Source organism: Lentzea albidocapillata, from assembly GCF_000719115.1.
Lineage (GTDB): Bacteria > Actinomycetota > Actinomycetes > Mycobacteriales > Pseudonocardiaceae > Lentzea > Lentzea albidocapillata.
The window spans coordinates 384,121-408,800 of record NZ_JOEA01000009.1 but is presented as its reverse complement, the minus strand read 5'-3'; the positions used below and the strand labels follow the sequence as shown (position 1 = coordinate 408,800).

The 24,680-nt window shown below is 71.1% G+C and carries 25 protein-coding genes; 4 read left to right on the top strand and 21 right to left on the bottom strand.

What is annotated here, in order from left to right; all coding sequences use genetic code 11:
• Nucleotides 1-8: 8 nt before the first annotated feature.
• Complete coding sequence (locus tag IG04_RS0115845) at nucleotides 9-755, top strand: MBL fold metallo-hydrolase (RefSeq protein WP_030477416.1); 747 nt, start codon at nucleotides 9-11, stop codon at nucleotides 753-755.
• Between the two features lie 148 nt (nucleotides 756-903).
• Here IG04_RS0115845 and IG04_RS0115840 read toward each other — a convergent pair whose 3' ends face one another.
• Genes IG04_RS0115840 through IG04_RS0115780 form a run of 13 tightly spaced genes read right to left on the bottom strand, consistent with a single transcriptional unit; the run spans nucleotide 904 to nucleotide 12,135 of the window.
• On the bottom strand, nucleotides 904-1,743 hold the full coding sequence (locus IG04_RS0115840; RefSeq protein ID WP_030477415.1) for an enoyl-CoA hydratase: 840 nt from the start codon (nucleotides 1,741-1,743) through the stop codon (nucleotides 904-906).
• A gap of 14 nt (nucleotides 1,744-1,757) precedes the next feature.
• On the bottom strand, nucleotides 1,758-2,804 hold the full coding sequence (locus IG04_RS0115835) for an acyl-CoA dehydrogenase family protein (RefSeq protein ID WP_051769975.1): 1,047 nt from the start codon (nucleotides 2,802-2,804) through the stop codon (nucleotides 1,758-1,760).
• 4 nt (nucleotides 2,805-2,808) lie between these two features.
• Nucleotides 2,809-3,939, bottom strand: a complete 1,131-nt coding sequence (locus tag IG04_RS0115830) for an acyl-CoA dehydrogenase family protein (RefSeq protein WP_030477413.1) — start codon at nucleotides 3,937-3,939, stop codon at nucleotides 2,809-2,811.
• A complete protein-coding gene (locus IG04_RS0115825) occupies nucleotides 3,939-5,150 on the bottom strand; it encodes an acyl-CoA dehydrogenase family protein (RefSeq protein ID WP_030477412.1) in 1,212 nt (403 codons plus the stop codon). Before IG04_RS0115825 ends, IG04_RS0115830 begins: the two co-directional genes overlap by 1 nt.
• Complete coding sequence (locus tag IG04_RS0115820) at nucleotides 5,150-6,130, bottom strand: NADPH:quinone oxidoreductase family protein (RefSeq protein WP_030477411.1); 981 nt, start codon at nucleotides 6,128-6,130, stop codon at nucleotides 5,150-5,152. The genes IG04_RS0115825 and IG04_RS0115820 overlap by 1 nt, the downstream gene beginning before the upstream one ends.
• Nucleotides 6,127-6,909, bottom strand: coding sequence for an enoyl-CoA hydratase family protein (locus tag IG04_RS0115815; protein WP_030477410.1), 783 nt, complete (start codon nucleotides 6,907-6,909; stop codon nucleotides 6,127-6,129). The genes IG04_RS0115820 and IG04_RS0115815 overlap by 4 nt, the downstream gene beginning before the upstream one ends.
• Nucleotides 6,899-7,321: a MaoC/PaaZ C-terminal domain-containing protein gene (locus IG04_RS0115810; protein ID WP_030477504.1), complete on the bottom strand. Its 423-nt coding sequence runs from the start codon at nucleotides 7,319-7,321 to the stop codon at nucleotides 6,899-6,901. The genes IG04_RS0115815 and IG04_RS0115810 overlap by 11 nt, the downstream gene beginning before the upstream one ends.
• Nucleotides 7,318-7,767 (bottom strand): FAS1-like dehydratase domain-containing protein, encoded by a 450-nt coding sequence (locus IG04_RS0115805; protein ID WP_030477409.1) that lies wholly within the window; start codon nucleotides 7,765-7,767, stop codon nucleotides 7,318-7,320. The genes IG04_RS0115810 and IG04_RS0115805 overlap by 4 nt, the downstream gene beginning before the upstream one ends.
• Before the next feature lie 17 nt (nucleotides 7,768-7,784).
• Complete coding sequence (locus IG04_RS0115800; RefSeq protein WP_030477408.1) at nucleotides 7,785-8,564, bottom strand: SDR family oxidoreductase; 780 nt, start codon at nucleotides 8,562-8,564, stop codon at nucleotides 7,785-7,787.
• Nucleotides 8,557-9,432 carry an SDR family NAD(P)-dependent oxidoreductase gene (locus tag IG04_RS0115795; protein WP_030477407.1) on the bottom strand — a complete coding sequence of 292 codons (876 nt, stop codon included), beginning with the start codon at nucleotides 9,430-9,432 and terminating at the stop codon, nucleotides 8,557-8,559. The genes IG04_RS0115800 and IG04_RS0115795 overlap by 8 nt, the downstream gene beginning before the upstream one ends.
• A gap of 2 nt (nucleotides 9,433-9,434) precedes the next feature.
• Nucleotides 9,435-10,484: an NAD(P)H-dependent flavin oxidoreductase gene (locus IG04_RS0115790; protein WP_420843963.1), complete on the bottom strand. Its 1,050-nt coding sequence runs from the start codon at nucleotides 10,482-10,484 to the stop codon at nucleotides 9,435-9,437.
• A gap of 14 nt (nucleotides 10,485-10,498) precedes the next feature.
• Entirely contained in the window at nucleotides 10,499-11,275 is a 777-nt protein-coding gene (locus tag IG04_RS0115785) for a CoA-transferase subunit beta (protein ID WP_030477405.1), read from the bottom strand.
• Nucleotides 11,272-12,135, bottom strand: a complete 864-nt coding sequence (locus tag IG04_RS0115780) for a CoA transferase subunit A (RefSeq protein ID WP_030477404.1) — start codon at nucleotides 12,133-12,135, stop codon at nucleotides 11,272-11,274. Before IG04_RS0115780 ends, IG04_RS0115785 begins: the two co-directional genes overlap by 4 nt.
• Nucleotides 12,136-12,249: 114 nt before the next feature.
• Here IG04_RS0115780 and IG04_RS0115775 point away from each other — a divergent pair, with 114 nt between their 5' ends.
• Entirely contained in the window at nucleotides 12,250-13,008 is a 759-nt protein-coding gene (locus tag IG04_RS0115775) for an enoyl-CoA hydratase/isomerase family protein (RefSeq protein WP_030477403.1), read from the top strand.
• A gap of 186 nt (nucleotides 13,009-13,194) precedes the next feature.
• On the opposite strand, the gene IG04_RS0115770 is transcribed toward IG04_RS0115775, so the two are convergent.
• From IG04_RS0115770 to IG04_RS0115760, 3 genes are read right to left on the bottom strand one after another with little or no spacing between them, the layout of a single operon-like run.
• A complete protein-coding gene (locus IG04_RS0115770; RefSeq protein ID WP_051769973.1) occupies nucleotides 13,195-14,001 on the bottom strand; it encodes a sugar phosphate isomerase/epimerase family protein in 807 nt (268 codons plus the stop codon).
• Nucleotides 13,998-14,873: an SDR family NAD(P)-dependent oxidoreductase gene (locus IG04_RS0115765; protein WP_030477401.1), complete on the bottom strand. Its 876-nt coding sequence runs from the start codon at nucleotides 14,871-14,873 to the stop codon at nucleotides 13,998-14,000. The genes IG04_RS0115770 and IG04_RS0115765 overlap by 4 nt, the downstream gene beginning before the upstream one ends.
• Nucleotides 14,870-16,087, bottom strand: a complete 1,218-nt coding sequence (locus IG04_RS0115760; RefSeq protein ID WP_084401218.1) for an ABC transporter substrate-binding protein — start codon at nucleotides 16,085-16,087, stop codon at nucleotides 14,870-14,872. The genes IG04_RS0115765 and IG04_RS0115760 overlap by 4 nt, the downstream gene beginning before the upstream one ends.
• Nucleotides 16,088-16,330: 243 nt before the next feature.
• Here IG04_RS0115760 and IG04_RS0115755 point away from each other — a divergent pair, with 243 nt between their 5' ends.
• Complete coding sequence (locus tag IG04_RS0115755) at nucleotides 16,331-16,915, top strand: TetR/AcrR family transcriptional regulator (protein WP_030477399.1); 585 nt, start codon at nucleotides 16,331-16,333, stop codon at nucleotides 16,913-16,915.
• A 195-nt stretch (nucleotides 16,916-17,110) separates the two neighbouring features.
• On the opposite strand, the gene IG04_RS0115750 is transcribed toward IG04_RS0115755, so the two are convergent.
• From IG04_RS0115750 to IG04_RS0115740, 3 genes are read right to left on the bottom strand one after another with little or no spacing between them, the layout of a single operon-like run.
• On the bottom strand, nucleotides 17,111-17,833 hold the full coding sequence (locus IG04_RS0115750; RefSeq protein ID WP_036014700.1) for an ABC transporter ATP-binding protein: 723 nt from the start codon (nucleotides 17,831-17,833) through the stop codon (nucleotides 17,111-17,113).
• Nucleotides 17,830-19,623 carry a branched-chain amino acid ABC transporter ATP-binding protein/permease gene (locus IG04_RS0115745; protein ID WP_030477397.1) on the bottom strand — a complete coding sequence of 598 codons (1,794 nt, stop codon included), beginning with the start codon at nucleotides 19,621-19,623 and terminating at the stop codon, nucleotides 17,830-17,832. The genes IG04_RS0115750 and IG04_RS0115745 overlap by 4 nt, the downstream gene beginning before the upstream one ends.
• Before the next feature lie 4 nt (nucleotides 19,624-19,627).
• The gene (locus tag IG04_RS0115740; RefSeq protein ID WP_030477396.1) at nucleotides 19,628-20,485 is read right to left on the bottom strand and encodes a branched-chain amino acid ABC transporter permease; all 858 of its coding nucleotides are present in this window, start codon (nucleotides 20,483-20,485) and stop codon (nucleotides 19,628-19,630) included.
• A gap of 121 nt (nucleotides 20,486-20,606) precedes the next feature.
• On the opposite strand from IG04_RS0115740, the gene IG04_RS0115735 reads away from it, so the two are divergent.
• Nucleotides 20,607-21,644 carry a phosphotransferase family protein gene (locus tag IG04_RS0115735; RefSeq protein WP_051769971.1) on the top strand — a complete coding sequence of 346 codons (1,038 nt, stop codon included), beginning with the start codon at nucleotides 20,607-20,609 and terminating at the stop codon, nucleotides 21,642-21,644.
• 48 nt (nucleotides 21,645-21,692) lie between these two features.
• On the opposite strand, the gene IG04_RS0115730 is transcribed toward IG04_RS0115735, so the two are convergent.
• Both IG04_RS0115730 and IG04_RS0115725 read right to left on the bottom strand, forming a co-directional pair.
• A complete protein-coding gene (locus tag IG04_RS0115730; protein WP_030477394.1) occupies nucleotides 21,693-22,913 on the bottom strand; it encodes an acetyl-CoA C-acetyltransferase in 1,221 nt (406 codons plus the stop codon).
• Between the two features lie 55 nt (nucleotides 22,914-22,968).
• A complete protein-coding gene (locus IG04_RS0115725; protein WP_051769969.1) occupies nucleotides 22,969-24,591 on the bottom strand; it encodes a FadD3 family acyl-CoA ligase in 1,623 nt (540 codons plus the stop codon).
• Nucleotides 24,592-24,680 lie beyond the last annotated feature (89 nt).

Genomic DNA, 24,680 nt, shown 5'->3' with positions numbered 1-24,680 from the left:
CTGCCCGGATGCGACAGATCACCGTGCTGGGCAGTTGTGGCGCATTCCCCGAGCCTGGGCGAGCATGCAGCGGGTTTCTGGTGGACTGGGACGGATACCGGCTGGTGCTCGATCTCGGCTACGCCACGCTGCCTCGTCTGCTGGCCCGCTGCCCGGATGGCGCGGTGGACGCTGTGGTCATCACCCACGAGCATCCCGATCACTGCATCGACCTGCACGGCCTGTTCCGCATACGCTTCTACAGCGGTCAATGCGAGCCGAAGGTGCCGCTGTACTGCCCGCCCGGTGTTCTCGCCCGGCTCGGCGGCCTGGAGCCGGATGTGGACCTGCGCGCGGTCTTCGAGGTGCACCCCCTGCCCGGCGCATACCGGGTCGGCCCGTTCGCCCTGACCGGTGTGCCGCTGCCGCACTATGTGCCCAACGCCGGCGTCCGGCTGCAGGCCGACGGGATGACCCTCGCCTACACCGGAGACACCGGTCCCGACCCGTTGCTGGCCGAACTCGGCCGGGACGCCGACCTGTTCATCGTCGAGGCCACCGATCGGGACGGCGAGGCCAGCCGGGCGGTGCGCAACCTGATGACCTCGGCTGAGGCGGGTCGATGGGCCCAGCTCGCGGGCGCACGCCGGCTCCTGCTCACCCACTTCTGGCCGGGCAACGATCGGGCGGCCTCAGTGGCCGCCGCGCGGGTCGAGTTCGGTGGCGATGTGCTGGCAGCGGAGGAAGATCTCGTCATCCCCCTCACCATCGACTGAACGCCGACCTCGCTCGACAGCACTTCTCCCGGCCTCCACTCGTTCGGTTCGCCATGAGCGGCGCTTCACCTCACCAGAACATCCGCACATGCCGCCAAGCGGCTGCACCGCTTGCACGATCGTCGTCATCGGTGATGGTCTGGCCAGTTCAGCGTGCGGAATCCCTCATCGACCTGGCGGTCTGACCGGCCAGCGAGTCCGCGCCCACCTCCGCGTTGTGCGCGTGCGCCGCGTGGTGCAGGCCGAACACCGAGTCCATCCCGGCACGCAGGCCCATCAGGTCCTCGGACTGGTTGACCGCCTTCTTCGTCAACGCCAGCCCCAGTCTGGGCATCCGGGCGATGGTCTCGGCCAGATCGTTCGTCGACGTCACCAGGTCGGCCCTGGGCACCACCCGGTTCACCATGCCCAGGGCCAGGGCCCGGTCGGCGTCGAAGCGCTCGCCCGTGAACAGGAACTCCTTGGCGAACCTGGCGCCCATCACCCACGGGTGGGCGAAGTACTCGACGCCGGGAATGCCCATGCGCACCACCGGATCGGCGAAGAACGCGTCGTCGGCGGCCACGATCAGGTCGCAGCACCACGCCAGCATCAGGCCACCCGCCACGCACGCGCCCTGAACCATCGCGATCGTCGGCTTCGGCAGTTCGCGCCACCGCCTGCACATGCCCAGGTACACCTCGGACTCCCGCGCGTACCGGCTTTCCACGCCCTGCTTGTCCACGTGGTCCCACCAGAGTCCGGCCCTGCGGTCGAACGTGGTGTCCACGTCCCGGCCTGGACTGCCGATGTCGTGCCCCGCGGAGAAATGATCACCCGCTCCTGCCAGCACGATCACCTTCACGGTGTCGTCGGCCGCGGCCCGGTAGAACGCGTCGTCGAGCGCGTAGGTCATCGCCGAGTTCTGGGCGTTGCGGTACTGCGGTCGGTTCATCGTCACGATGGCGATCGCGTCACGGACCTCGTAGGTCACGACATCGGTGCTCACGCTGGCTCCTCGTCTCAACTCGCGGGTGTTCCGGTGAAGGGCAGGCCGAGGTCGCGCGCGACGACGGCCCGGTGCCACGCCGCCGAACCCCAGTCGGCGGCCAGCGCCCACGCCCTCTTCGCGTACAGGTGGAGGTCGTACTCGGTGGTGTAGGCGATCGCGCCGTGGCACTGGATCGCGGCCCGCGCCACCTCGCGTGCGGCGTCGGAGGCCAGTGCCTTCGCCATCGACACGTCCCGCACCCGGTCCGGGTCGCTCGTCGCCAGCGAGAAACCCGCCCGTGCCACGGCGGGCGCGGCGAACTCGATCCGCAGCAGGGCGTCCGCCAGGCGGTGTTTGACCGCCTGGAAGCTGCCGATCGGCACGCCGAACTGCCGGCGTTGGCCGACGTACTCGACGGTCGTCTCCAGCATCCGCCGGGACAGCCCGATCAGCTGCGCCGACGCGCCCAGCACGCCGCGCAGCCAGGCGAGTTCGACAGCGGCCGGGTCGTCCACGACGACCAGTTCGGTTCCGCCGATGATCCGCCGGAGGTCCGCCGCCGGGTCGACGGCGTCGACGGGCTCGCGGGAAGCCCCCGCCAGGTCAAGCACCCGGATCGGCCCCACACCGCCGAAACCACCGTGCAGCAGCAGACCAGGGCGATGGCCGAACCGGACGACGCCGTCGAACGTCACCGCGCACGTCGTCTTCCCGGCCACCACGTCGGCCACCAGGTCCGAACCCGCCAGGTCCGGACCCAGCGGCCCCGAGCGCGCCGGCCCGGCGGACTCCAGCACCGCGGGCGCGAATCCGACCGTGTCCACCAACGGCAGCGGCACCGCCGCCCACCCGCACTCCACCATCAGCGCCACGAAGTGGTTCTCGTCCAGTCCCAGCCCCCCGGCGCCCTCGGACACCAGCAGGCCGGGGACTCCCAGGTCGACCAGGCCCCGGTGCAGGGCGGCCACCTCGGCGGAGTCCGGCGCGCACCGGACCGTGGCGGGCGGGCACAGCTCCGTCACCAGATCGTGGACGACGGCGCGCAGGTCGGACTGGTCGGCGGTCATCGCGAAGCGCACCAGGTCACCTCCTCGGCAGGCCGAGCACACGCTCAGCGATGATGTTGCGCTGGATCTCGTTGGTGCCCGCGTAGATCGGGCCCGCCAGCGCGAACTGGAAGCCCCGGCTCCACGGGTTGTCGGTCTGTGCCTCAGGTCCCAGAAGGTCGAGGGCCGTCTCGTGCAGGCTGATGTCCAACTCGGACCAGAAAACCTTGTTCAGGCTCGACCGTGCCCCCGGCGCGCGACCTTCTACGAGGTCCGTGACCTGCGCGAGGGTGAACAACCGATACGCCTGGGCCTTCATCCACACGTCGGCGACCCGGTCCGACACCACGTCGGTGGCGCCTGCCCTGGCCAGGTCCACCAGCCGGTCCGCCGCATGGAGAAACCGACCGGGCGAGCGGAGCGTCAGACCGCGTTCCGACCCCGTGGTGGCCATCGCCACCTGCCACCCCTCACCCACTACGCCGAGAACGGCACTGTCGGGCACGAACACGTCGTCGAAGAACACCTCGGCGAAGCCCTCGTCTCCGTCGAGCCTGTCGAAGCCGCGGACGATCACGCCCGGCGCGTCCAGCGGCACCAGGAAGTACGTCAGCCCGCGATGCCGTTCGGCGGTCGGGTCGGAGCGGAACAGGCCGAACAGGTGGGTGCAGAACGCGCCGCGGGTCGTCCAGGTCTTCTGACCGGTCAGCCGCCATCCGCCTGCCTCGTCATCTCGCTCGGCGCGGCTGCGGATGGCCGCCAGGTCGCTGCCGGCGCCCGGCTCCGACCAGCCCTGGCACCACAGGTCCTCGGCGGCGGCCATGCGGGGCAGCAGGGTGTCGCGCTGGTCCGGGGTACCGAACTCGAACAGGGTCGGCGCGAGCAGGAAGATTCCGTTCTGGGTAACCCGCTGCGGAGCGCCCGCCCGGTAGTACTCCTCCTCGAAGATCAGCCACTCCCACAGCGACGCGTCCCGGCCGCCGTACGCCTCCGGCCAGGACACCACCGACCAACGGGCGGCGAACAGCGCGCGCTCCCACTCCAGATGTGCCGCGAACCCCTCCCGGGTATCGCCCGACGGCAACGGCTGGGCGGGCACGTGCGCCGCGAGCCACTCGCGGGCCTCCGCGCGGAAAGCCTGTTCGGAGTCGGTCCACGTCAGATCCATCACGCGCTCCTGTTCCGGTGCCTGCGCAGTTCCTGACGGGCGACGGTCCGGATGTGTACCTCGTCCGGTCCGTCCGCTATGCCCAGGATCCTGGCGCTGGCCCACATGCGGGCGATCGGGAAGTCCTCGGTGACACCGCCGCCGCCGTGCGCCTGGATCGCCCTGTCAAGCACGAACCGGGCCACGCGTGGCGCGACGACCTTGATCGCGGCGATCTCGGTGGCCGCGCCCTTCGCGCCGACCTCGTCGACCAGCCACGCGGTCTTGAGCACCAGCAGCCGGGCCTGCTCGATCGCCATGCGCGACTCGGCGATCCACGTCCGGATCACGCCCTGGTCGGACAGCGGCCCCCCGAACGCCGTCCGCGCCATCGTGCGCCGCGTCATCAACTCCAGACCGCGCTCGGCCATGCCGAGAGTGCGCATCGCGTGGTGCACCCGACCCGGCCCGAGTCTGGCCTGGGCGATGGCGAACCCGTCGCCTTCGCCGCCGAGCAGGTTGGTGACCGGCACCCGCACGCCGGTGAACGTGATCTCGCAGTGCCCGTGCTGGTCGTGGTAGCCGAAGATGGGCAGCGACCGGACGATCTGCACGCCCGGCGCGTCCGCCGGCACCAGGACCATCGACTGCTGTCGATGCGCGGGCGCCGACGGGTCGACCCGGCCCATCACGACCAGCAGTTCACACCGCGGATCGGCGGCGCCGGTCGTCCACCACTTGTGGCCGTCGATGACGTACTCGTCGCCGTCGCGGATGATGGTGGTGGCGATGTTGCGAGCGTCCGATGACGCCACGGCGGGTTCCGTCATCGAGAAACCGGAGCGGATTCGCCCGTCCAGCAGTGGTTCCAGCCACTGCTCGCGCTGCTCGGCGGTCCCGAACAGGTGCAGCAGCTCCATGTTCCCGGTGTCCGGTGCGGAGCAGTTCAACGCCTCCGGCGCGATGTACGGCGACCGGCCGGTGACCTCGGCCAGGTAGGCGTACTCCAAAGTGGACAGACCGGAGACGGCCGGCAGGAACAGGTTCCACAGACCCCGCTCCCGAGCTTTGGTCTTCAGCTCCTCCACCACCGGCGGCAGCACGTGGCTGCGCGGCCCGGAGGCCTCCAGCTGGGCGGCGTAGACCGGCTCGGCCGGGTACACGTGCTCGTCCATGAAAGCGCCGAGCACGTCGAGCAGCTCCCGCACTCGCGGGCTCGGACCGAGATCCATCATCGGGCTTCCCCCGTCCGCAGCACGATCTTGCCGAGCGCGCCCCGGTTCAGCACCACGTCGAGCGCGGTGGCGGCGTCGGACAGCGAATAGGTCAGGCCGACGTGGGGCCGCAGCAGCCCAGCGGTGTACCACTCCAGCAGCCGAGCCATGTTCGCCGCGTTGGCCTCCGGGTGGCGCTCCGCCCACTTGCCCCACAGCACGCCGAGCAGCGCGCCTTCCTTGAGCAGCAGGCGGTTCATCCCCACCTTCGGAATCTCGCCGGAGGCGTAGCCGACGGTCAGGTAGCGCCCGCCCCAGGCCAGCGCGCGGACCGCCGTTTCGGCCGGTGCGCCGCCGACCGGGTCGTACACGACGTCGACTCCACCGGTGATCTCCGCCAGCCGTCCGGCGAGGTCACCCGTCGAGTAGTCGATCAGCTCGTGGGCACCGTGCTCGGCGCACAGGTCCAGCTTCGCCGGACTGGACGCCGCCGCGATCACCCTGGCGCCCAGCGCCACGCCGATCTGCACGGCGGTCAGCCCCACACCGCCCGCCGCGCCCAGCACCAGCAGGGTTTCGCCCGCTCGGAGCCCGGCCCGGTCCACCAGTCCGTGGTACGAGGTGCCGTAGACCACGGGAAACGCGGCGGCGTGTGCGAAGTCCATGTCGTCCGGGATGGGGTGCGCCCGCTCCGCGGCGACCACGACCTGCTCGGAGTAGCCGCCCATGCCACAGAACACCGCGACCCGCGTGCCCGGTGTGATGCCGGTGACGCCAGGGCCGACTTCCCGCACGACACCCGCCGCCTCGCAGCCGGGGGTGAACGGGAGCTCCGGCTTGCTCTGGTAGGTGCCTGCGACGATCAGACCGTCGGGGAAGTTCACCCCGGCCGCGTGCACGTCCACCAGCACCTGGCCCGGCCCGGCGGTCAGGTCGGGCACGTCAGCCGCGATCAGGTTCTCCGGGCCGCCCAGGGTCCGGCACAACATCGTCCTCATCGCGCGTCCGGCTTGCCGAACTGGTCCCGGACCCGGTCAGCGACCCCGGACAGGTTCAGTTCGAAGGTGAAGCCCTGCTCGAACCGGTAGCTCCGGTTGACGTCCCACGGGTCGATCCCGTTGAGCGACTCCTTCGCCATCCGGATCACCGCGGGGTCCTTCGCGGCGATCGACCGGGCGAGTTCGAACGCGGTGTCCACCAGCGCGGCGCGCGGCACCACCGAGTGCACCGACCCGTAGGCGTGCAGTTCGGCGGCGGTCGCGGTGGCCGACGTGTAGACCATCGCCCGCATCTTGTGCTGCGGCACGAGCCGGGACAGGTGGGTGGCCGCGCCGAGCGCGCCCCGGTCCACCTCGGGCAGGCCGAAGGTGGCGTCCTCGGCCGCGACGATCACGTCCGCGTTGCCGACCAGGCCGATCCCGCCGCCCAGGCAGAATCCCTGCACCGCCGCGATCACCGGCACAGGGCACTCGTACACGGCCTTGAAGGCCGCGTGACAGCCCCGGTTCGCGCCGATCAGCGCGCCGAACCCCTCGGCGCGCTGCATCTCCTTGATGTCCACGCCCGCGTTGAAGCCGCGCCCCTGCGCCCGGAGCACGACGACTCGCACCGCCGGGTTCGCGCCGGCCGCCACCAGCGCCTCGGCCAGGGCGAACCAGCCGGCCACCGGCAGCGCGTTCACCGGCGGGTTGTCCACCACGATCTCGGCCACGCCGTCGTCGTGCACCGTGAGCGTGACGAGGTCCGGCTCCAGCGGCGGGAAGTGCTCAATCAACATGGGGCTTCTCCTCCTGGTCCGGCACGACGAAGGTCGACCACGCGGTGACCGCCGGGTCGCCGTTCTGGCGCGAGCAGGTCAGTTCGACGTCGACCCGGCGTTCGCCGTCCTCGGCGTACTCGCGAACCACGTTGCCAACGCAGGAAAGCACGTCGCCCGGCCACACCTGGGCGCGGAACCGGATGCGGAAACCGCGCACGTTCTCCGGGCCGAGCCAGGCGGTCGCGTAGGTGCCGAGGAGACCGGCCTGCCACATGCCGACCGAGAACGGTGTCTGGAACCCGGCCGCTCTGGCGAACTCCTCGTCGTGGTGGATCGGGTTCATGTCGCCCGACGCGCCCTGGTAGCGCACGAAGTCGGTGCGCGTGACCGGACCGACCACCCACGGCTCCGGTACGGGGGGAACGGTCATGACTCCTCCGCCGGCGGCCGGGCGGTCTCGACCCCGGTCATGGTGGCCCGTGCGACCAGCCGGCCGGACTCGTCGCGGAACTCGGTGTGCATCACGGCGAACGTCATCTCGCCGCCGCGCCTGCCCTGCTTGGTGAACACCTCGCCGATGCGGGACTGACAGGTCAGCTTGGCGCCCGCGCGCGGCGGCGGACCGAAGAAGACGTACTCCTGCTCGGCGTGCAGACCGCGCCGCTGGTCCAGGTCCACCGCCGGCCAAGGGTTCGACTCGTCGCTCTGCCAGAAGAACGTCGTGGTGAGGAACGTCGGCTGAACCACGGGGTCCTCGCGCTCCAGGTAGTACGGGTCGGTGCTGCCGGTGGCGAGGGCGAACTCGCGGATCTTGCCCCGTTCCACGTCCATCCGGAAGGGTTCGCCCTCGGTGCCGGCGGCGTCTGGGTTGGCCATCCTCGGCTCTCCTCCGATCAGGGGTGCTGGCTGCTGACGGACACGACCTCGCCCGTCATGTAGGACGAGTAGTCGCTGGCGAGGAAGACGATGACGTTGGCGACCTCCCACGGCTGCGCGGCCCGGCCGAACGCCTCGCGGGCGGCCAGCGTGGCCAGCAGGTCGTCGCTCGTCACCTTGGCCAGATGGGGATGGACGGCGATGCTCGGCGACACCGCGTTGATCCGGACGCCGTGCGGTGCCACGTCCATGGCCGCGCACCGGGTCAGCGCCATCACACCGGCCTTCGCCGCCGCGTAGTGCGCCTGGCCGGCCTGCGCCCGCCAGCCGATCACCGACGCGTTGTTGACGATGACCCCGCGGCCGGCGGGCACCATGTGCCGCAACGCCGACCGGGTCGCCTTGAACGTGGCGGTCAGCGTCACCCCCAGCACCGAGTCCCACTGCTCGTCGGTCATGTCGACGACACTGGCCGTGCCACCTAGTCCCGCGTTGTTCACCAGCACGTCCAGTGAGCCGTGCTCGGCGACCACGGCGTCCATCAGGTCGTCCACCTGCCGCTGATCAGTGACGTCGCACGGCACCGCCAGCGGCCGGACGCCAGTCAGCTCACCGAGCTTGTCGGCCGCTTCGCCGAGGCGTCGCTCATGCCGGTCGCTGATCACGACCTTGGCGCCCTCCTCGGCGGCCCGCCGTGCCGTGGCGTAGCCGATGCCGGTGCCCGCGGCCGCGGTCACCAGGACCGAGCGGCCGGCCAGCAGGCCGTGTGCGGGACCGGCCCAGTTCTCGTCAGACACGGGTGCGCAGCTCCTTGTCCAGTTCGGCGACCGTCCAGCGGTCGCCCTTGTCCACGGTCCAGCCGTAGCTCCACCCGGTGAACTGCCGGATCTCGCCGCCCTTGACGTAGAAGACCTGGCCGTTCGCCGGGCAGTCCTCCGTGAGCAGCCACGCGACCAGCGGCGGGATGTTGCCGGGGTGGTAGACGTCGAAGGCGTCGGGGTCCTCGGGCGCGGCGACCATCTCGCCGATGCCCGGCAGGTCCTGGGTCATCCGGGTGCGGGCGACCGGTGTCAGAGCGTTGGTCCGCACCCCGTAGCGGGCCAGTTCCTGCGCCACCATCAGGGTCAGCGCGGCGATGCCCGCCTTGGCCGCACCGTAGTTGGTCTGGCCGATGGCACCGATCAGGCCGGAAGTCGACGACACGTTGACCACCGAGGCAACGGGCTGCCTGCCTGCCTTCGACTCGTCGCGCCAGTACCGCGCGAACACCTGGCTGGGGGCGAAGGTGGCCCCGAGTTGGCCGCGGACCACCGCGTCCCAGTCGTCCTCGGACATGTTCACGAACATCCGGTCGCGCAGGATGCCCGCGTTGTTGACCAGACCGTGCACAGCGCCGTACGTGGAGCGCGCCAGTTCCAGCAGCTCCACCGCACCGGCGACGGTCGCGACGTCGGCGGTGTGGGCCACGGCGGTGCCGCCGGACGCGGTGATCTCGTCCACCACGGCCTGGGCGACCGACGGGTCGGCGTTGCGCCCGGCGGCGTCCGCGCCGGTGTCGTTGACGACGACGCGGGCACCTTCGCGGGCGGCGAGCAGGGCATGTTCGCGACCGATGCCCCGGCCCGCGCCGGTGATCACCACGACGCGATCGGCTAGTGATGCCACCTTTACTCCTCGTCTGTCAGGTGACGCAGGACGTCGGCGGCCTGCGTCATGATCCGGTCGATCAGCTCGGCGCACGCCGGCAGGTCGTCGATCAGCCCGACCACCTGTCCGGTGGCCATCACGCCGACGTCGATCTGGCCTTCCAGCAACGCGGCGCGGTAGAGCATCGGCGCGTTGGCCGCCATGACGACCTGGCTCCAACTGAGGTCGCGGCCCTTGCGCATGGCCAGTCCCTCACGCGCCAGGTCTGCCCACGAGCTGCCGGAGACCTTGCGGAACGCGACGGCGTTGCGGGCGGCGCGCAGCAGCCTGCCGGGCGCCGAGGCGCGTTCCAGCCGGTCGACGGTGCCTGCCCGGAGCACGCGTTGCGGCACGCCGTCGACCTCGTTGGTCAGCACGGTGTCGGTGACCGACTTGGACAGGTAGAACTCCTTGACCTGCTGGGCCACCGGGGACTCGGCGGTGAGCATGAACCGGGTCCCCATCGCGATGCCCGCCGCGCCGTAGGACAACGCCGCCACCAGCCCACGGCCGTCGAAGAACCCGCCCGCGCCGATCACCGGGATGTCGACCGCGTCCACCACCTGCGGCAGCAGAAGGCTCGTCGGGACACCGCCGGTGTGCCCGCCACCCTCACCGCCCTGCACGATGACCGCGTCGGCGCCCCAGCCGGCGACCTTCTCCGCGTGCCGGCGCGCACCGATCGAGGACACCACCACCAGACCCGCGTCCTTGCACTTGGCGATCAGGTCCTGGCGCGGGGCGAGGGCGAACGAAACGACCTTGACCCCTGCGCTGATCAGCAGGTCCAAGCGGCGGCCCACGTCCGGCTGGTCCGCCCGGACGTTCACCCCGAACGGCTGGTCCGTGCCCGCCAGCACGGTGTCGACAGCGGTTACCAGCTCGTCGTAGGAGAGCAGGCCCGCCGACAGGATGCCCAGTCCGCCCGCGTTGGCGGTGGCCGTGGTCAGCGCGGCGTCCGACACGTAACCCATACCGGTCTGCACGATCGGGTAGCGCACGCCGAACAGGTCGCAGGCCTTGGTGTGCAGCGCGGACATCAAGCTCACCCCGCCACTTCGCGATTCCGCGACCCGCTGGGGTCGAGGAGTTCACGGATCAGCCGCAGCTCCTCCGAGGTGGGTTCCCGGCTGGTCGGCACGTCGGCGTCCACGGTGAGGTGGCACCCGGTGGCGGCGACGACCTGGTCCACCGTCACTCCGGGGTGCACCGAGACCAGCCGCAGCCTTCCGTCCGGACCGAAGTCCAGCACCGCGAGGTCGGTCACGATGCGGCGCAGGTCGTGGAACCGCTGGGCGCCGCGTCCTGCCCGCGCCGCCCGGTCGTTGCCGACGCCCGCGACCATGTCCACCTCGGGCACGAAGACCCTGGTCGAGTGCCGGGGCACCCAGTAGCTGGTCGGGTGGCTGACCGAGTTGCCCGGCGCCCCGCGCACGCCCAGCAGCTGCACCTTGGGCTTGCGGTAGTCGCCGATCGCGGAGATGTTGGTGTTGCCGTAGCCGTCGACCTGTGACGGGATCATCATCACGTGCCGCTTGCCGTGCCAGACCAGGTCGAAGATCGTGCGGAACGGCACCCACGCCTCGATCTCGCCCCCCGCCGGCGAACCGACCGGCCAGGTGCCACGCACCAGCTGTGCCTCGCCGTCGGAGATCAGCAGGTCGGGCGAGAAGGTGTGCCGGGCCAGCCGGACGCCGATCAGCGGGATCGTGCCGAACGCGCTGGCGAGCAGCTCGCCGTTGTCGCGGAACACGTCCGCGCAGGCCGCGACGCACACTTCGGCGCGGGTCACGATCGTCGGGTCGATCTGTGCGGTGGTCATGCCGACACCTCCTGGCGACGGGCCTCGACCGCCGACTGCCAGTCCGATTCGCTTCCGTCGAGGTAGCGCTCGGAGAACTGCCGCCAGGTCTCGGGGCCGGCCGCGGCGGCGACGTACTCGCGCTGGAAGCTTTCGTCGCGCTCGTAGTCGGGGACGCAGGAGGTGAAGTGCGCACCGCCCGGCGCCTCCACCACGCCGGTCACCAGCAGCCGGCTGATCCGGAGCGTGGCCGGGTGCGCGGTGACGGTCAGCTCCGCCGTCGGCACGATCTTCTCGCAGGACACGAACGCCTGCTCGGCGGCCATGCAGTACAGGTCGTCGAAGTACGGGTCGGGACCGAGGAACTGGGCGTTGCCGTGCATGTCCGCTCGGTTCATGTGGACCAGCGCCGCGTCGAGGTGCAGCGCGGGCATCGCCACCGTCTCGTCACCGCCGTACGGGTCGGCGACCGTGCGCAGGTCCGGGTTGTGCGTCAGCACGTCCGATCCCAGACCGGCCCTGGTGGGAAGGAACGGAAGGTTGAGACCGGCGGCGTACAGGCCCCACTGCAGCATGCCCTCGTCGTACTCGGCGACCTCGATGCTTCCGGCCTGCCGCGCGGCTCGGAAGTGCGGGTCCAGCGCGATCGAGTCCAGCGAGACGAACCCGAACACCACCTTGCGCACCTTGCCCGCCGCGCACAGCAGCCCCACGTCCGGGCCGCCGTAGCTGACCACGGTCAGGTCGCGCAGGTCCGACCGGAGGATCTCGCGGACCAAGGACATCGGCTTGCGTCGTGAACCCCACCCACCGATCCCGACGGTCATCCCCGACCTCAACCGGGACACCGCCTCGGCCCCGGTCATCCGTTTGTCGGCCATCTGCACCCCCGCGTTCTCATTCGCTTTGTAGCAAGCGCTTGGTTGGGTACCGTACCAGGCGCGGCAACCTCGTCAAGGTCGTCGCACAGGGCACGCATCACAGGAGGACACCGAATGACGGTGCAGGAGCAACGCAGTGGCACGGTCGCCGTGCTGACCATCGACCGTCCGGAGGTACGCAACGCGCTGGACCAGCGGACCCTGCTCGACCTGCACGCCCGGCTCCTGGCGTGCGGCGAGGACCGCTCGGTGCGGGCCGTCGTGCTCACCGCGACCGGAGACCGGGCGTTCAGCGCCGGGCTCGACCTCAAAGACCTGGTTCGCAACGGCGTCCCGGACGCGGCCCGGCGCCCGGTCAACCTGCTGCGCGACGGCTACGCCAAACCTGTGGTCGCGGCCGTCAACGGCGCGGCGGTCGGTGGCGGCTTCGAACTGGCGCTGGCCTGCGACCTGCTGGTGGCGGCCGAGCACGCGGTGTTCGCGCTGCCCGAGGTCAGCCGCGGCATCGTGGCCTCGGAAGGCGGCACCGACCTGCCGCTGCGGCTACCGGTGGCGGTCGCCCTGGAGCTCGGCCTGACCGGCGAACCGCTGACCGCGGCGGACGCGCTCCGACTGGGTCTGGTCAACCGGGTGTCGGCGGCAGCGGACGTGCTGCCGACCGCGCTGGCGCTGGCCGAACGCATTTCCGGCCACTCCCCCGCCGCCGTCGCGGCGACCAAGCGCCTGATGCGCCGGGCGTGGTGCCCCGACCCGGCGGTGCTGCGCGCGGAGAACCTCCGGGCCACCGCCGAACTGCTGGACGGTCCGGACGCGGCCGAGGGCGCGGCGGCGTTCCTGGAGAAGCGCGCGCCTCGCTGGGCGGACCCGGTCTGACGGATCCGGTCCGACGACGCGCCGGAGCCCCGACCTGCGCCGGCATCGAAGAGCGGGCGGGTCGGGGCTCCGGCGTTCGGCTCGGGTCCACGCGTCAGGCAGGCACCATGCGTCGGGCCTGCGGTTCGGTCAGGGCAACAGCCCACTCGGCCCACACGGCCCACTCGGCTCAGCGGCTCACACGGCTCAGCGGCCCAGTCTGGCGGCGGTCCACGCGACGGCGCGGGTCAGGGCGCTCTCGGCGCCCTCCTCCTCGATCGCCGGACCGGTCAGCTCGATGTCGACCGTGCCGCGGTAGCCGGCCGCCAGCACATCGGCCAGCAGATCCGCCATCGGCAGGTCGGCGTCACCCGGCACCCAGCGGTTCGGGAAGGTCAGGGTGCCGACCCGGAAGTCGCTCACCTGGACCAACCGGATGCGGTCCATCTCGGCCCGCAGCGTCTCCGGCAGGCCACCTTCCTGCCAGCAGCAGTACAGGTCCACGCACAGCCCCACGTCCAGCCGCCGGGCCAGCTCCGCCGCGTCCCGGACGCTGTGCGCGAAACTCAGGTCGCACCGCACCGGCAGCGTGTTCTCCAGCGCCAGCGCGACACCCGCCGCGCCCGCTCGCTCCACCACCGGCGCCATCCGGCCCACGAACCGGTCGGCAGCTTCCTCCCAGGTCAGGTCACCGGACGGGCCGACGGTGAGATAGACCGTCGGTGCGCCGAGCCGGGCCGCGAAGTCGACCGCGACGGTCAGCCGCTCCACCTGGCGTGCCCAGCCGGGCTCGTCGCGGGGATCGGCGGTGAAGGCGTGCACCAGGTACTCGATGCCGACTCCGGCGCGCGCGATCTCGTCGGCCGCCGTCCGCCACCCGAGCGCCGCGACCTTCGCGGCCGCCAGCCCGGCCGCATCCGTCCCGGTGCGCCCGTACATCGCCAGTTCGCCGGGCAGGGACCACGCCGTCGCGGCCATCCCGCTCACGCAGATCCGGTTGTCGTGCCGCGTCACGCCACCACCTCCGACCGCACACGTCGCACGCCCGCCGGCTGCTGCCGACCGGCCAGGTCCGACTCGAACGCCTCCGCCAACGACTCCACCGTCCACACGTCCCGGCGCACCACCGGCTCCAGGATCGCCGGGTGGGTGCACAGCATCAGCTCCTCCCCGGACAGCCGCACCACCTGACCCGTGACGGCCGCGCCGCGGTCGGACAGCAGGTACACCACCAGCGGGGCGTTCCGCTCGGGCGCCAGGCCGGCGTTCTGGCTGCCGTCGACACCCCGGAACGCCTGGTAGACGTCCGCCATCCGGGTGTGCGCGTTGGGTGAGACGGCGTTGACCCGCACCCCGTGCTCCCGCACGTCCTCCGCCCACGAGTAGGTGAGCGTCGCGACCGCCGCCTTGGTCGCCCCGTACACGGCCGAGGCGGTCTTGCCCATCTGCTCGCCGGACGTCACGTTCAGCACCACGCCACGACCTCGGGCGACCATGTGCCGCAACGCGTGCGTGCCGCACGCCACCGTGCCGAACAGGTTGACGTCGATGATCCGGCGGGTCTGCTCGGGCTGCTGGTCCTGCGGCAGCGCCAGCGCGAACACGCCCGCGTTGTTGACGAGCCCGTCGATCGCGCCGAACTCCTCGACACAACGCCCGATCAGCTCTTCGGCGGCGTCCCAGGACGTGATGTCGGCGGGGTGGGCGACGGCCCGGCCGCCGCCGGCGACGATGCGGGCGGCGACCCGCTCCGCCTCGTCCCCGTCGATGTCGTTGACCACCGCCACGCCACCGGCGGCGGCGACCGCCAGCGCGTACGCCGCACCGAGGCCGCGTCCCGCGCCGGTGATCACGACAGCGCGACCGGCCAGCGGGGCGTCACTCATTCGGCCGCACCGAACCGGCCGTCCTTGAGCACGGACGCCGGCACGATGGCCGCCGCCTTCGGGTCCGCCGCCGGGCCGTGCGACTCCGACGTGAAGGTGTAGCTCGACAGCGCCCACAGCCCTGTCGTCGCCGGCGTCAGCTTCTCCAGGTAGGCGGACTGGGCCTTGGCGTCGGTGGCCGTGCCGGACTCCTCTGCCGCCTTGGCGGCCAGCATGATCGCGTCGTAGGCGAAGTAGGCGTTGAGCGGAAGCTTGATCTCGCCCTCCGCCTTCAGCGCCGCCAGCATGGTCTTCAGCGCATCGGGGTTCGCGTGCTTCGCGCCTTCGACCGCGCCGGCCAGCACGTGCAGGTAGACGTTGGCCGCCGCCGGGGTGCCCACCACGCCGTCCGGCGCGGCCCGGTTGAGGAGCGAGGTGACCGCGGCCGTCGAGTCGGCGACCAGCGGCACGTCGGTCCAGCCGATCTTGCTCCGGCTCTCCAGGACGTAACCCACCGACGCGCCGGCGCCCTGCATGAACAGGATGTCCGGAGCACCCGCGCGCAGCCGCTCCAGCTGCGCCGTCACGTCCAGGTCCTCGGCCGTGTAGGTCTCCTCGCCGGACACCGCCAGCCCGGCCGCGGCGACGGCCTCGCGGGTCGCCTCGACGGTGGCCTGCGCGAAGGCGTCCTTGCCCGCGATGATCGCGACCTTCCGGGCGCCCTTCTCCTTGGCGTAGTCGACGAACGACTTCGCCCAGGAGGCGGGGATCGGCGGGGTCTTGAACAGGTAGGGGAACTTCTTCGGGTCGTCCAGCGCGGACGCGCTGGCCTGCTGGACCGAGAACACCTCGGCTTCGGTGATGACGGGAGCCATCGGCAGCGCCTCGGCGCTGGTGTTGCCCGGCAGCACCAGGTTCGGCTTGGGGCCCGCGTTCAGCCGGGCCTGAAGCTTGGTGACCGCGGTGGTCGGGTCGCCGCCGTCGTCGACGATCTCCAACTCGACCTTGCGCCCGAGGATGCCGCCGCGCTCGTTGAGCACCGCGACCGCTGCCTTCGCGGCGTGCGCCGCGGCCTGGGCGTTGATCGCGGCCGGCCCGGCCTGGTTCTGGCCGACGAGCTGCACCACGCGGTAGACGTCGTCGCCCGCCGCGTCACCACCCTCGCCGGTGTCGGGGCTGCAGGCGGTCGCCAACACCGCGGCAGCCGCCAGAAGTCCGCCAACTCGCTTCCGCACAGGCGTGCCTCCCTCGCATCAGCCCGCCACCTAACGTAGCAAGCGCTTGGTCGGGACCGTAGGAGCACATCCACCGCAGGTCAAGTGCCCGATGCGCACCCGTGACCCAATCGGCCGGAACGAGAGTGGTCCAAACGACGCAAATTGGTTTCGACCACTCCCACCAACCGTGGCCAGCGTGGTATAACAAGCGCTTGATTGGCAACAGGACGGCCTGACTGACCAGGCCCGGAAAGGGACGACATGGCAGCGACACCGGATCGTCGCGCAATCATCCTCGAGCAGGCGGCAGACCTCTTCGCCGCCAAGGGGATCGTGGCCACGACGGTGCGTGAGATCGCCGACTCGGTCGGAATCCTCTCCGGGAGCCTCTACCACCACTTCAAGTCCAAGGACGAGATGGTGATCGCCATCGTCACCAGCTACGTGGACGACTTGAAGATCCGGTACGAGGAGATCATGGCGGCCGGCGTCGATCCACGCACCCAGTTGGCGGAACTCATCCGCGGATCGCTGGCGGTCATCGAGGCACATCCGCACGCCACCGAGATCTACCAGAACAGCGGCGCGTATCTGGCCTCGCTGGAGGGCTACGACCACATCAAGGGCACCGCGAGCGCCATCCAGAAGACGTGGATCGAGGTACTGGAAGCGGGCGCCGAGTCCGGCGACTTCCGCTCGGACATCCCGCCGCGGGTCCTGTACCGCCTGCTGCGTGACGCGCTCTGGCTGTCGGTCCGCTGGTTCAAGCCGACCGATGAGTACTCGATGAAGCGCTTCGCGGACGACTTCGTCTCCACCTTCCTGATCGGCCTCGTCCCGCGCTGAGGCCGGCCGCGGACCACGGGAGTCCGGCGGTGGTCGCCACGACGCCGCCGCCACCCGGCTCGACAGGTCACCACCGAGGGCTCTGCCGGGACACTCCGGCAGAGCCCTCGGCCACGTCACCGCCCCGGTCAGGTGATCACCTGTGACGCGACGACCTCGGAACCCACCTGCCGGCCCCTGGCAGGCCACTCACGGTCACGTGCCGGCCCGGCCGAAGTAAGCCGAGGTGAGCGCGTCGGCCTCCACCTCGTCCGCCGGACGGTCCATGACCACCCGTCCGACCTCCAGGACCGTCACCCGGTCGGCGACCTCCAGTGCCGCCGCGACCGCCTGCTCCACGAGCAGGACACCGATGCCGGATTCCTTGAGCTTGACCACGGCGGCCATCACCTCGGCGACGATCGACGGCGCCAGCCCGCCGGACGGCTCGTCCAGCATCAGCAGCGAGGGCTTGGCCATCAGCGCCTGCCCGATCGCCAGCATCTGCTGCTGACCACCGGACAGCTGGCCGGAGGTGGTGTGCCGGCGGTCGGCCAGGATCGGGAACATCTCGTACACCGGGTCGAGCTCGGTCCGGAGCTTCCGCTTGCCGAGCCGCCGGGTGTAGCCGCCGAGGAGCAGGTTCTCCTCGATGGTGCGCCGGCGGAAGATCCGTTTGCCCTCCTGGACCAGGGCGATCCCGGCGGCGACGCGCTTGTGGGCGGCGACGCCGGTGATGTCCCGGCCCTGGAGGGTGACCGAGCCCGCGTCGGCCCTGTTCACGCCGGCGATCGCGCGCAACGTGGTGGTCTTGCCCGCCCCGTTGCGCCCGAGCAGCACGGTGACCTCGCCGGCGCGCACGCGCAACGACACGTCCCAGACCGCGCGAATGTCGCCGTATCCGGTGGCCAGCCCACCGACCTCCAACAAGGTGCTCACTGCTCGGCCTCCTGCATGACGCCCAGGTACTCCGACAGCACCCTGGGGTGGTTCTCGATCTCGTCCGGCGTGCCGGACGCGATCAGTTCACCGCGGGCCAGCACCTGGATGGTGTCGGCCAGGTCCAGCACCAGCCGGAAGTTGTGCTCGACCAGGATCACCGTCGCCCCGGCCGCTCGAATCGCCCGGATCAGCTCCCCCAGCCGGGCCACCTCGTCCTCGTCCAGCCCGGACGCGATCTCGTCCAGCAGAAGCACCTGAGGCCGGGACACCAGGGCGCGCGCCACTTCGAGCAGCCGCCGCGTGCCCAGCGGCAGCGAGGCCGCTTCCGCGTCGGCCAGGTGTTCCAGCCCGACCATCCGCAGCACGGCGGTCACCTCGGCCCGGTCCTCCGCCGCCGCCCTCCGGTAGCGGGGCAGCCGCAGGATCGACGACGGCATCCCGACATACCGGGGCGTGTACGCGCCGGCTGCCACCGCCTCGCGGACGGAGATGTGCGCGGGGAACAGGGGTGTCTGGAAGGTGCGCGCCACACCCGCCCTGGCCACCCGGTGCGTCGCCCAGCCGGTGATGTCCCGCTCCCCGACCCGGATGACCCCGGCGTCTGTCCGGTAGTAGCCGCAGATCATGTTCAGCAGGGTGGTCTTGCCTGACCCGTTGGGGCCGATCAACGCGGTGATCCGGCCGGGTTCGGCGGTCAGGCTGACCCCGCCCAGCGCCTGGAGGCCACCGAACCGCTTGCCCAGGTTCTCCACCGACAGGCGGGTGCCGGGCAGCGCGGGCACCTCCACGTCGGCGGGCGGGCGGTTCGGCACAGCGGCCGGCGGTGTGGTGAACCTGGCGACCAGCCAGCGGATCGCCCGGTTGGCCAGCCCGGCCAGCCCGTTGGCCACCAGTGTCCCCGCGATGATCAGAAAAATGCCGTAGACGACCTGCGCGTACTGCTCGAAGTCGGTCGAGCGCAACGGTCCGTACTGCATCACCGCCGCACCGATCAGCGGCCCGTAGATGCTCTTCGCGCCACCGAGGATCGACGCCGCCAGCACCGTGACCGCCATGGTGAAGCCGAACGTGTGCGGCGACAGGTACTTGTCGGCGAAGGCGAACAGCACACCCGCGATCCCGGCCGGGATCGCGCCGACCGCGTACGCGGTCAGCTTGAGCCGGTACACCGGGATGCCCAGCGAGGCCGCCAGCACCGGGCTCTCCCGCAGCACCTGGAAGGCGACGCCGTGCCGCGACGTGATCAGGTTCCGCATCACCGCGAACCAGGCGACCGTGACCACCGCGACGACCACGTAGAAGTCGATGTTGTTCAGTTCCACGCCGAACAGCCGGGGTTTGGGGATGCCGACCATCCCGACCGCGCCCCCGGTGTAGTGCTCCAGGAGGTCGATGAAGTGCGGCACCAGCAACACCAGGAAGAACGACGTCATGGCCAGCGACCAGCCTCCGAGCCGCAGGCCCGGCACACCCGATATCAGGCCGACCACGAGTGCGGCCACGGCGCCGACGACGATCAGCACGGCGAGGTCGTCGACCAGGTTGATGGCCAGGTACCCCGCGAGGTAAGCGCCGGTCGCGTACATCGCGGTCTGCCCCAGCGCCAGTTCGCCCGCGTAGCCGAAACTCAGGTTCAGGCCGCTGGCCACCAGTGCCAGGATGCAGGTCAGCAGCAGCAGCCGGCGGGTGCCCGCGTCGATGCCCAGCCAGGGCGCGGCGATCAACAGAGCGCCGAACACCAGCGGCAGCAGCCACGACGGAGTCGTGCGGAGGATACGCAGCGGCATCGCGCTAGACCGCCCTTTCCCTGGTCGTGCCGAACAGTCCGGCCGGTTTGAGCATCAGGATCGAGATCAGCACCACGAAGACCGCGATGGTCGGGAAATCACTGCCGAGCCAGCGCCCGGACAGCGACTCCACCAGCCCGACCACGAACCCGCCGATCACCGCGCCGGACAGGCTGCCGAACCCGCCGATGGCGACCGCGACGAAGCCCTTGAGGGCCAGGGCCGCGCCGAGCGTGGCCACCGCGAAGGTCTTGGGACCGACCAGCGGTCCGGTGAGCCCGGCCAGCACGCCGGTGAAGACGAACGCGCCGAGGGCGAGCTTCCGCACGTCGATGCCGCGCAGCAGGGCGGCCTCCCGATCCTCGGCCATGGCGAGCATGGCCAGGCCGACGAGAGATCGCCGGCTGTAGAGGATCAGTGCGCCGGCGATCACGAGGACAGCGACGATGAGCGCCAGCTCCACCACGCTCACCCGGCCGCCGAACACCGTCCAGGTCGCGTCCGAGAGCACCGACGGCACCTTCAGCACCTGGTCACCCCAGATGATCCGGGTGACGCCGTCGAGCAGGGTGGCCATGCCGAGGGTGGTGACCAGGTGTGCGTGGGTGCCCTTGACCGGGCGGATCGCGATCAGCTCCTCGACCAGGGCGACGAGCCCGACCACCACCACCGCGATCAGGACGATCAGCAGCACCGGCAACTCGGCGACGACCAGGCCCCAGTAGGTCACGAAGATCGCGAACATCATCAACTGCGCATGCGCGAAGTTGAAGGTCGTGTAGGCGATGAAGACCAGGTTGTATCCGATGGCGACCAAGGCGTAGACCGCCCCGATCGACAGGCCCGACCAGATCGATGTCACCGGACCTCCTCCTCCAGGCTGCGTTGCCCCTTGTCGTGCTGGCACTCTAGCTGACCAACCAAGCGCTTGGTAGAGTTACTTTGCGCGAGGTTTCGACGACGACCACACCTGGGAGCCACCGATGGGCCTGATCGACCAGACCGCACTGGGCATCACCGCCGCCGTGGCGGACCGACTGGCCGCCACGCTGCCGGGACTACGCCGACCTGTCAGCTACACCCGGCTCACCGGCGGGCGCTCCAACCTGACGTTCCTGGTCACAGACGCCAACGGTAACCGATGGGTGCTGCGCAGGCCCCCGCTCGGCGATCACCCGGCGACCGCGCACGACGTGCTGCGTGAGGCTCGGTTGCTCCAGGCCGTCGCGACGGGCGTGCCGGTGCCGGCCGTGCTCGCGGTGTGTGACGACCTGTCGGTCACCGGAGCGCCGTTCATCGTGCTGGAGTACCTGGACGGCTTGGTGCTGCGCGATCCGGACGGAGCGCGGACGGCGCTGCCGGAGGCGAACCGGGCCGCGATCGGCCCCGCGCTGATCGACGCGATGGCAGGCCTGCACTCGATCGACCCGGCCGGGCTCGGTCTGGACGCGCTGGCCGGGCGACGCGACCACCTGGCCCGCCAGCTGCGCCGCTGGCACGAGAACTGGCGCGGCACGGCCACCCGGCCACTGCCCGACCTGGAACGCGCGCACGCCCGGCTGGCCGACCGGGTGCCCGAGCAGACCCGCACCGCGATCGTGCACGGCGACTTCCGCCTGGACAACTGCGTTCTCGGCCGGGACGGGCGCGTGCTCGGCATCCTCGACTGGGAGCTGACCACCGTCGGCGACCCATTGGCCGACCTCGGCCAGTTCCTGGTCTACTGGGCGGAACCGGGTGACGAACACACCGCGCTGCACGCGCCACCGACCACGGTTCCCGGTTTCGGTTCGCGCGACGAACTGTCCGCGCGGTACTTCGACCGGCTCGGCGTGGACCCGGTGTCGATGGACTACCACCTGGCGTTCAACTGGTGGAAGACCGCATGCATCGTGGAGAACGTCTACACGAGGATGGCCGCCGGGGCGATGGGCTCGACCGACCGGACCCCGGAGTCGTTCGCCGAGCAGGCGGCGGGCCTGGCGGCGCAGGCGTGGCAGGCCACCGCACGCCTGCGGTGACGACCGTGCCTCGGAAACGGCGACCGGTTCCGAGGCACACCGCGGGGACTACGAAAGGCGCTCGACCACCATCGCCATCCCCTGGCCACCCGCCGTGCACATGGCCACCAACCCGAACTGGCCGTCCCGGAACTTCAGCCCGTTGACCAGCGTCGTGGTCAGCCGTGCCCCGGTCTGCCCGAACGGGTGCCCCAGCGCGATCGCGCCGCCGTGCACGTTCACCCGCTCGACGTCGAGCTTGAGATCCTCCATGGTCGGCAGCACCTGCGCGGCGAACGCCTCGTTGATCTCCACCAGGTCCATGTCGCCCACCGTCATCCCGGCTGCGGCCAGCGCCCGCCGGGACGCCTCGACGGGTCCGAGGCCCATGATCTCCGGCGAGATCGCCGAGACCCCGGTGGACACGATGCGCGCCAACGGCGTGACGCCCAGTTCCGCGGCCTTCCCGTCGGACAGCACGACCAGCGCCGCCGCGCCGTCGTTGAGGCCGCAGCAGTTGCCCGCCGTCACGGTGCCGTCCGGCCGGAACGCGGGCTTCAGACCGGCCAGGGACGCCGCGGTGATCCCGGCCCTCGGCCCGTCGTCGGCCGCGACGACCGTCCCGTCCGGGGTGGTCACCGGGGTGATGTCCAGCGCGAAGAACCCGTCCGTGATGGCCCGCTGCGCGCGCTGCTGGCTCAACGCGGCGAACTCGTCCTGCGCCTGCCTGCTCACGCCACGCACCTGGGCCACGTTCTCCGCGGTCTGCCCCATGGCGAGGTAGACGTCCGGCACCTGGCCCGCGGACCGCGGATCCGTCCAGGTCGGCACGCCGTCACCGGCCCGGGTCTCGCTGCGTGCGCCCGCCGCGCCGAACAGCGGGTTGCGGGTGCCGGGCATGCCGTCGGCCTTGCCTTGGGCGAACCGCGACACCGCCTCGGCCCCGGCCGAGATCAACGCGTGCGCCTCACCCGCCCTGATCGCGTGCAACGCCATCCGGCTGGTCTGGAGGCTGGACGCGCAGTAGCGCTGGACGGTGGTGCCCGGCACTTCGTCGAGCCCGAGCGCCACCGCGACGACCCGCGCCATCCCGTAGCCCTGCTCGCCCGCCGGTTGCGCGACGCCGAGCATCAGGTCTTCCACGGAGTGCGGGTCGAGTTGCGGCACCTGGTCGAGCGCGGCGCGAACCATCGCGACCGCGAGGTCGTCGGCGCGCATCCCGGTCAGCGTTCCCTTGAAGGCGCGTCCGATCGGCGAACGGGCGGCGGCGACGATCACGGCTTCGGGCATCGAAGCTCCTCGGTGCTGGGTGGGTGGATGTGGAACCGGCTCGGCGGCAGCGTGCTCACCCGCGGTCGCCGAGCCGGAATTTCTGGACCTTGCCGCTGGGCGTCCGGGGCAACTCGCCGACGAACGTGACCCGGCGCGGCACCTTGAAGTTGGCCATCGTCCGCCGGCAGTACGCGATGAGTTCCTCCTCCGTGGGCGCGGCACCGGCGCGGGGCACGACGAAGGCGTGACCCACTTCGCCCAGCCGCACGTCGGGGATGCCGACCACGGCGACCTCGGCCACGCCGGGGTGGTCGCCGAGCAGCCGCTCGATCTCAGCGGGATACACGTTGAACCCGCCGACCACGAACATGTCCTTGAGCCGGTCGGTGATCCGCAGGTAGCCGTCCGCGTCCAGCCGGCCGATGTCGCCCGTGTGCAGCCAGCCGTCCGCGTCGATGGCGGCGGCGGTGGCCTCCGGGTCCTCGAAGTAGCCGAGCATCACGTTGTGGCCGCGGACGACGACCTCGCCCTCTTCGCCGGGCGGCAGCGGCATGCCCCCGGTGCCGACCACGGCGACCTCGGTGCCCGGAATGGCCTTGCCACAACTGGTCGACAGTCGCTCCAGGTCCGCGTCCGGCGGGCACACGGTGGCCGTGCCGCAGGTCTCGGTGAGCCCGTAGGCGGTGATCACCTCCCGGAAGCCCAGCGTCTCGCGCATGCTCTTCAGCAACGGCACCGGGACGACGGTCGCGCCCGTGACCGCCAGCCGCACCGAGGTGAGGTCGTAGTCGGCGAGCCGGGGGTGCGCCAGGATCGACGAGTAGACGGTGGGTGCTCCGGGGAAGACGGTGATCCGCTCGCGCTGCACGAGGGTCAGGGCGGCGTCCACGTCGAACACCGCCAGCGGCACCATGGTGGCCCGGCGGATCAGACAGGCCAGGATGCCGGCCCGGTACCCGAAGCTGTGGAAGAACGGGTTGATCAGCAGGTAGCGGTCGCCGGGCCGCAGACCGCACATGTCGCTCCACGCCTCGTCCACGAGGAGGTCGCTCAGGTGGGTCACCATGGCGCCCTTGGGGTAGCCGGTGGTACCCGAGGTGAAGAGGATGTCGGCCACGTCGTCGGGCCGGATCGCGGCGATCCGGCGGTCGACCTCGGATTCCGGCGTGTGGTCGCCGCCGGCCAGGAACGCGTCGAGGGTCAACGCGGTGCGGTCGTCGGTGTCGTCCAGGGTGACCACGGTGTGCAGGTGCGGCAGCGCGGGCACGGGCCGCCGGCCGCCGGGCTTCTCGGGGCTGCTGTCGCGCAACATCGCCAGGTAGTGGTGGTCGAGGAAGCGGTCCTCGACCACCAGCATGCTCGCCCGCACCTTGGTCAGGGCGAACCGGGCCTCCTCGCCCTTGAAGCGGGTGTTCACCGGAACCAGGACGCCACCGGCGGCCAGGATGCCCAGCGCGGCGACGACCCAGCCCGCCGAGTTCGGGGCCCACACCGCCGCGCGGTCGCCGGGTTGGAGCCCGCGGGCGATCACGGCCCGCGCGAACCGGGTGACCGCGGCGTCCAGGTCGGCGAAGCTCAGCCGCACGTCGCCGTCGACCACGGCGTCCACGTCCGGCGCCTCCACCGCCGCCGAGCGCAGGCACGCGGGGATGGTCAGGTGTCCGGTGTCCGTGCCTCCGGTGTCCGTTTGCGACACGCGCGCCTCCCTATGGTTCCAGCAGATCGTGCTGGCAACCCTATCGGACCAACCAAGCGCTTGCTAGACTGCGGTCGCACCCATTGTCA

Excerpts from the sequence above, each read along its gene's own strand:
- IG04_RS0115845 (WP_030477416.1), top strand. The coding sequence starts at position 9 with ATGCGACAGATCACCGTGCTGGGCAGTTGTGGCGCATTCCCCGAGCCT.
- IG04_RS0115830 (WP_030477413.1), bottom strand. The coding sequence starts at position 3,939 with ATGGATCTGACGTGGACCGACTCCGAACAGGCTTTCCGCGCGGAGGCC.
- IG04_RS0115825 (WP_030477412.1), bottom strand. The coding sequence starts at position 5,150 with ATGGATCTCGGTCCGAGCCCGCGAGTGCGGGAGCTGCTCGACGTGCTC.
- IG04_RS0115820 (WP_030477411.1), bottom strand. The coding sequence starts at position 6,130 with ATGAGGACGATGTTGTGCCGGACCCTGGGCGGCCCGGAGAACCTGATC.
- IG04_RS0115815 (WP_030477410.1), bottom strand. The coding sequence starts at position 6,909 with ATGTTGATTGAGCACTTCCCGCCGCTGGAGCCGGACCTCGTCACGCTC.
- IG04_RS0115810 (WP_030477504.1), bottom strand. The coding sequence starts at position 7,321 with ATGACCGTTCCCCCCGTACCGGAGCCGTGGGTGGTCGGTCCGGTCACG.
- IG04_RS0115805 (WP_030477409.1), bottom strand. The coding sequence starts at position 7,767 with ATGGCCAACCCAGACGCCGCCGGCACCGAGGGCGAACCCTTCCGGATG.
- IG04_RS0115785 (WP_030477405.1), bottom strand. The coding sequence starts at position 11,275 with ATGACCACCGCACAGATCGACCCGACGATCGTGACCCGCGCCGAAGTG.
- IG04_RS0115780 (WP_030477404.1), bottom strand. The coding sequence starts at position 12,135 with ATGGCCGACAAACGGATGACCGGGGCCGAGGCGGTGTCCCGGTTGAGG.
- IG04_RS0115775 (WP_030477403.1), top strand. The coding sequence starts at position 12,250 with ATGACGGTGCAGGAGCAACGCAGTGGCACGGTCGCCGTGCTGACCATC.
- IG04_RS0115765 (WP_030477401.1), bottom strand. The coding sequence starts at position 14,873 with ATGAGTGACGCCCCGCTGGCCGGTCGCGCTGTCGTGATCACCGGCGCG.
- IG04_RS0115755 (WP_030477399.1), top strand. The coding sequence starts at position 16,331 with ATGGCAGCGACACCGGATCGTCGCGCAATCATCCTCGAGCAGGCGGCA.
- IG04_RS0115745 (WP_030477397.1), bottom strand. The coding sequence starts at position 19,623 with ATGCCGCTGCGTATCCTCCGCACGACTCCGTCGTGGCTGCTGCCGCTG.
- IG04_RS0115735 (WP_051769971.1), top strand. The coding sequence starts at position 20,607 with ATGGGCCTGATCGACCAGACCGCACTGGGCATCACCGCCGCCGTGGCG.
- IG04_RS0115730 (WP_030477394.1), bottom strand. The coding sequence starts at position 22,913 with ATGCCCGAAGCCGTGATCGTCGCCGCCGCCCGTTCGCCGATCGGACGC.